At 40.6% G+C, this 2,471-nt stretch carries 2 protein-coding genes and 1 pseudogene; 2 read left to right on the forward strand and 1 reads right to left on the reverse strand.

The genetic code is table 11. The features are described 5' to 3' along the window. Positions 1 to 144: AsnC family transcriptional regulator (locus SD31_RS16305; RefSeq protein WP_156138394.1), on the reverse strand; the 144-nt coding region annotated here is incomplete at its 3' end. A gap of 378 nt (positions 145 to 522) precedes the next feature. Between SD31_RS16305 and sufB the strand changes: the two genes are divergently transcribed. Continuing rightward, on the forward strand, positions 523 to 1,974 hold the full coding sequence (sufB, locus tag SD31_RS14400) for a Fe-S cluster assembly protein SufB (RefSeq protein WP_039054629.1): 1,452 nt from the start codon (positions 523 to 525) through the stop codon (positions 1,972 to 1,974). Between the two features lie 116 nt (positions 1,975 to 2,090). Further along, positions 2,091 to 2,453, forward strand: a pseudogene (locus SD31_RS14405) (ATP-binding cassette domain-containing protein); the annotation flags it as partial. Between the last annotated feature and the right edge of the window lie 18 nt (positions 2,454 to 2,471).

Here is a 2,471-nt window from a genome sequence, read left to right on the forward strand (position 1 = left end):
GAATTTACAATTAGCGACAAACATTGGTTTATCGCCAGCACCAACATTACGAATGTTTGTCGCTAATTGTAAATTCGTAATACGGCCATTTTCCTGTAATAGTCGTAGTATCTTAAGATCAAGCTTATCTAATTGATAGGACATAATACTCTTTTCTTCGCCTTATAAATATAACAAATATTGTATTATTATTTGTTTTTTCAAAGCCACAAGGGGCGAAGGGGCTCGATGTTACTTTTCTTCGGATTGTATTGTTTGTGTCATAAATAGGTTGACTTTTTCTATGTTGAATAGATAAATCTTATATTTTAAACGAAAAAACATAGTTTTTGTTGATTGTCAATCATATTTCTGTCATAAAAAAAATGAAAAAATTGCCTGGGGCATAAACAGAAGTGATTTTTGTCACATTTTTGATGCTATTGGGACTAAAAGATGCTATATTATTGGTATTTATATCGTAACTTTGTAGTCCCAAAGATAACTGAAAAGGTTTGACCGAAGAGAAGGGAAACATATAATATGAGTACCAAAGACGACGAATTATTAAAAGAACTGGAGCAAGAGGAATACAAATACGGTTTTACGACCGATATTGAGATGGATATTGCTCCGAAGGGATTGAATGAAGATACGATTCGCCTAATATCATCGAAGAAGAATGAGCCTGAATGGCTTTTGGAATGGCGGTTGAAAGCGTTTCGTCATTTTCAGGCTATGACTATGCCTACGTGGCAAAACTTTGAACATCCTGAAGTAGATTTTCAAGATATATCATACTATGCTGCGCCGAAGCCTAAAAAGCAGTTGCAAAGCATGGATGAAGTAGATCCTGAATTGTTGGCTACCTTTGAGAAATTAGGTATTCCGTTGGACGAACAGAAAGTGTTGGCGGGGGTGGTGGCTGTGGATGCCGTTTTCGATTCGGTATCGGTAAAGACCACCTTTCGTGAGAAGCTTAAAGAGCAGGGCGTAATTTTCTGCTCGTTCGGGGAGGCGGTGCAGGAGTATCCGGATTTGGTGAGAGAATATCTAGGGTCGGTAGTACCTCAGACGGACAACATTTATGCGGCGTTGAATTCGGCCGTATTCTCGGATGGTTCGTTTGTATATATTCCTAAGGGCGTACGTTGTCCTATGGAGCTTTCTACTTATTTCCGTATCAACGCACAGAATACAGGCCAGTTTGAACGTACCTTGATCATTGCCGATGAGGGGGCTTACGTTTCTTATCTGGAAGGATGTACGGCACCTATGCGTGATGAAAATCAATTGCACGCTGCGGTAGTAGAGTTGATAGCGTTGAAAGATGCCGAAATCAAATATTCTACCGTACAAAACTGGTACCCTGGTGACAAAGAAGGTAAAGGCGGTATCTACAATTTTGTAACGAAAAGAGGAATCTGTAAAGGCGATAATTCGAAAATCTCTTGGACTCAGGTAGAAACAGGTTCGGCCATCACATGGAAATATCCTGGTGTCATCCTGAAGGGGGATAACTCAGTAGGAGAGTTCTATTCGGTGGCGATGACCCGAAACAAGCAGCTGGCAGATACAGGAACCAAAATGGTGCACCTTGGGAAAAATACACGTTCGAAAATCGTTTCCAAGGGTATCTCTGCCGGAACAAGCCACAACAGCTATCGTGGTTTGGTGAAGATTGGTCCTAATGCGGACAATGCGCGTAACTTCACACAATGTGACTCCCTATTAATCGGAGACCGTTGTGGTGCACACACCTTCCCTTATATAGAAAACAAAAACAAAACGGCGAAGCTGGAGCACGAAGCTACAACCTCAAAAATCGGGGAAGATCAAATCTTCTACTTGAATCAGCGAGGTATCGATTCGGAGAAGGCTATAGGTTTAATTGTAAACGGCTATGCCAAAGAAGTGCTAAACCAGCTTCCGATGGAATTTGCCGTTGAAGCACAAAAACTGTTGGCAATTTCGCTGGAAGGATCTGTTGGATAGGATAATTTGAAAATTAGATAATAAAAAGCAAGATAATTAAAGAGCGATAGCTATCGCAATAAGATTGTTTGAGTCTGCTCTGCCATTATCTTTCAAATTCCCAAATATTAAAAGAAATGTTATCAATAAAGAATTTACAAGCGTCTGTAGAGGACAAACAAATATTAAAGGGATTAAACTTAGAAGTAAAAGCTGGTGAGGTACATGCTATCATGGGACCTAACGGAGCCGGAAAAAGTACATTAGGAAGCGTCTTGGCCGGACGCGAGTCGTACGAAGTGACTGGCGGTGAGGTAACGTTAGATGGGGTAGATTTGTTAGATTTATCGCCTGAAGATCGTGCTCGCGAAGGTCTTTTCTTAGCATTCCAATATCCAGTGGAAATCCCTGGTGTGTCAAATATCAACTTCCTGAAGACTTAGCTTTAAATGAAATCCGTGAATAGTAAGGTCCTCCCTCCCATTGAAGCAAAAGAATTTTGACTTTGGTGAAGGAGA

Origin of the sequence: Sphingobacterium sp. T2 (assembly GCF_000814685.1) — a bacterium.
Classification (GTDB): Bacteria; Bacteroidota; Bacteroidia; order Sphingobacteriales; family Sphingobacteriaceae; genus Sphingobacterium; species Sphingobacterium thermophilum.